The 2,858-nt window shown below is 71.3% G+C and carries 3 protein-coding genes; all 3 read right to left on the minus strand.

Annotated elements, in window-relative coordinates; genetic code table 11:
- Window positions 1-522: shikimate dehydrogenase family protein (locus tag ACYVE9_RS21525; RefSeq protein WP_461029536.1), on the minus strand; the 522-nt coding region annotated here is incomplete at its 3' end.
- On the minus strand, window positions 522-2,354 hold the full coding sequence (mltG, locus tag ACYVE9_RS21530) for an endolytic transglycosylase MltG (RefSeq protein ID WP_461029537.1): 1,833 nt from the start codon (window positions 2,352-2,354) through the stop codon (window positions 522-524). The genes ACYVE9_RS21525 and mltG, both read right to left, overlap by 1 nt.
- An 89-nt stretch (window positions 2,355-2,443) precedes the next feature.
- The coding region (gene ruvX / locus ACYVE9_RS21535) for a Holliday junction resolvase RuvX (RefSeq protein WP_461029538.1) at window positions 2,444-2,858 on the minus strand (415 nt) is incomplete at its 5' end.

Below are 2,858 nucleotides of genomic sequence, written 5' to 3' on the forward strand. Positions count from 1 at the left end.
GGTGCGCACGTCGAGGCCCAGGCGGTTGCCCCAGCTGCGCATCTCCGCCGCCCTGGCCTCACTGCGCACGCAGGCGGTGACGGGCCCGGAGCAGATGCGGGCCAGTGCGGCCAGTGCGGAGGAGGCGGTGGCCCCGGCGCCGAGCACCGTCGCCCGGTCCACCCGTTCCACGCCCCGCTCACGCAGGGCGGCCAGCATGCCCGGCACGTCGGTGTTGTCACCTCGCCGGCGGCCGTCGTCGGTGAACACCACGGTGTTGACGGCCTCCACGGCCGACGCGGTGTCGCTGACCTCGTCCAGCAGTGGGATGACGGCCCGCTTGAGCGGCATCGTGAGGGAGAGACCCGCCCAGGAGCCGTCGAGGTCGGCGAGGAACGGCCCGATGCCGGCCTCGTCCACCTCGAACCGGTCGTAGGTCCAGTCGGTGAGCCCCAACTCCCGGTAGGCGGCGCGGTGCAGGACCGGGGAGAGCGAGTGCGCGATCGGCGAACCGAGCACCGCGGCCCGGGTGGCTTGCCGCATCAGTCGTCGCTCCCCTGGCTCTCCCGCTTGCGGCGCTGCTCGGCGTTGAAGTCCGCCACGTGCTCCTGGTGCTCCTCGAAGGTCGCGCTGAAGCGGGTGTCACCGGGCTTGACGGTGACGAAGTACATCCAGTCGCCCTCGGTCGGGTTGAGGGCGGCGGAGATGGCCTGGTGCCCGGGGTTGTCGATCGGGCCGGGCGGCAGGCCCGCGTTGACGTAGGTGTTGTACGGCGAGTCGAACTTGGTGTCGTCCACGGTGACGTCCAGGGTGGAGCGGCCCATGGCGTAGTTGATGGTGGAGTCGAAGTCGAGCTTGCCGTTGGTCTCGGAGTTGCCGGGTTCGAGCCGGTTGTAGATGACCTGCGAGACCTTGCCGAACTCGTCCTTCTCCTGCGCCTCGGCCTGGATGAGCGAGGCGATGGTGAGGATCTCGTGCGGTGTCCGGTCCAGCTTCCTGGCCTCGGCCTCCATGCCGACCTTCTTGAACTCGGCGTTGGCCCGCTTGACCATCTCCCTGAGCACGGCCTCCGGCTCGGAGTCCTCGGTGACGCTGTACTTCGCGGGGAAGAGGAAGCCCTCGACCTTGCCGTCCGCCCAGGTGGGCAGTCCCAGGTCCGCCGACTCGGCGGCCTTCCGGGTGGTGCCCTCCGCGGAGCCGGTCCGCTCGTCGATCATCTCGTAGATCTTCAGCGCGCGCAGACCCTCGGGAATGATCAGCCCGGACTGGCTCGCCGGATCGAGCAGCAGCTGGATGGCAGAGGCCGCGGACATCTCCTTGCGCAGCGTGTAACTGCCCGCCTGGATCGTCTGGGCCTTGTTGTCGCTGCCGCGGGCAGCCGCGACGAACGCGTCGTGGCTCTTGACGACACCGGCCTTCCTGAGGATGTTGCCCATGTCGGAGACCGAGGACCCGGGCGGGATCTCCACCTGGACCTCACCGCTGCCCTCTCCGGCGAAGTCGGGGGCCTCGGCGAAGCGGCTCTGGTAGAAGTCGTACCCGAAGTAGGTGACGGTCCCGCCCCCTCCGAGCAGCACGGCCGCCACCATCAGGCAGGCGCAGCCGTTCTTCCGCTTGGCGCTGCCGCGCCTCGACCGGTTGCCGCGGCGCCCGGCCGCTTCGTCCCCGCCGCCGGCGGCGTCCGCGGTGTCGTCGCCGCTGAAGAAAGCGTGCTCGCCCTGGTCGGGGCCCGGGTCCCAGTCGGTGTCCGGTTCGGCCCCGGGTGCGGCGCCGTCCTGCCGGCGCTGCGGCTTCGGCGGCGGGTAGGCGTCGGGCGTGCCGTAGTAGTCGGGCGGCTGCTGGCCGTAGGCGTCCGGGGGGAGCTGCTCACCGTAGGGGTCACCGGCCGGGCCGTACTGCGGGCCGTCAGGCTGCTGCCGCGTGTCGTCCGTGTCGGGGTGCTGCGGCTGCCCGTACTGCTGCTGCCCGTACGGGTTCTCGTACTCCCGCTGTTCGTGACGCTGTTGCCCGAACTGCTGGTGCTCGTACTGCTGGGGGCCGCCCGCCCCCGGGTAGTGCTGGTCCGCGGGGTCCCGAGGTGGATGCGGGTCGCCGTACCGCTGAGAGGGGGGCTGGTCGGCGTGCTGCTGGTACTGCGGCGGCGAGTACTGGCCGTCGTAGCGCTGGGAGCCGTACGGCTGCTGGGAGTTCCCGTAGGGGTCCTGGGGGCCGGGGGCCGCCTGCTGGGCGCTCTGGTCCCACTGCTGCGCGTCCGGCTGCTGACGGCCGTAACCGTCCCAGTCGCCCTGCTGGGTGCCGTCCCAGCCCCGGTCCCCGTACAGCGGGTCCCCGGGATGCCATGGTTGGGAGCCGTGGCCCCGGCTGTACTCGCTCATCGATCCCCTAAGCCGCGCTTCGGCAACCTGCCCTTATCCGTACAACGTTCGAACGGCTGCCGTTCGCGCGGAACGTTACCGTACTGCGATCAGACAACCACTTCGACGCACTGGCCCGGCGGTTCCCCCGACACCCGTTCGGTCTCAAGGGCGCTCTGCAGAATCACCACAGCCGCTGCCTGGTCGATACGGGCGCGGCCCTTCTTCGCGTTCACTCCGGACGCCCGCATGGACTGCGCCGCGGTGACGGTGCTCATCCGCTCGTCCACCAGCCGCACCGGCACCGGGGCGATCCGATGCGCGGTGACCTGGGCGAACGCGCGCACCTTGGCCGCGGCCGGCCCCTCGCGTCCGCTCAGGGAGCGGGGCAGGCCGACCAGGACCTCCAGAGGTTCGTACTCGGCCACCAGTTCGGCCAGCCGGCGCTGCGCGGCCGGGACGTCCCGGCCCGGCACCGTCTCGACCGGTGTGGCGAGCAGCCCGTCGGGGTCGCTGCTGGCGACC

The sequence above is a fragment of the Streptomyces sparsus genome, from assembly GCF_054776295.1.